Source organism: Burkholderia sp. YHN3-13 (assembly GCF_055810675.1).
Map to the genome: position 1 here is coordinate 1 of NZ_JBVVNQ010000092.1, position 665 is coordinate 665.

Annotated in this window: 1 protein-coding gene and 1 pseudogene; both read left to right on the forward strand. The window is 65.3% G+C overall.

Going from position 1 to position 665, the window contains the following annotated elements; all coding sequences use genetic code 11:
- Nucleotides 1–108: pseudogene (locus AC0KUR_RS38035) on the forward strand (branched-chain amino acid ABC transporter permease); the annotation flags it as partial.
- 18 nt (nucleotides 109–126) lie between these two features.
- Nucleotides 127–665: ABC transporter permease subunit (locus tag AC0KUR_RS38040; RefSeq protein ID WP_473377411.1), on the forward strand; the 539-nt coding region annotated here is incomplete at its 3' end.

Here is a 665-nt window from a genome sequence, read left to right on the forward strand (position 1 = left end):
GTATTCGGCAGCAACTACCAGGACGTGTTCGCCTTCGTCGTGCTGATCATCGTGCTGGTGTTCCGTCCGTCGGGCCTGCTGGGCGAACGGGTCGCGGATCGCGCGTAACGGAAGGGAGCAAACAACATGACATCCATTCAACCGATCGAATCCTCGACGTCGCTCGTCGAAGAGCGCAACACCGCCAAGACCATCGTCATCGGCCTGCTGACCGCCGTCCTCGTGATCGCGGCGCCGATCGTGATCGGCTCGGCCGGCGGCAACTACTGGGTCCGCGTGCTCGACTTCGCGATGCTGTACGTGATGCTCGCGCTGGGCCTGAACGTGGTGGTCGGCTTCGCCGGCCTGCTCGACCTCGGCTACATCGCGTTCTACGCGGTGGGCGCATACACGGCGGCATTGCTGAGCTCGCCGCACCTGACCTCGCAGTTCGAGTGGATCGCGGCGCTCGCGCCGAACGGCCTGCACGTGCCGTTCCTGATCATCGTGCCGATCGCGATGGCGCTGGCGGCGACCTTCGGGATCCTGCTCGGCGCGCCGACGCTGCGCCTGCGCGGCGACTACCTGGCGATCGTGACGCTCGGCTTCGGTGAAATCGTCCGGATCTTCATGAACAACCTCGACCGTCCGGTGAACATCACCAACGGCCCGAAGGGGATCACGGG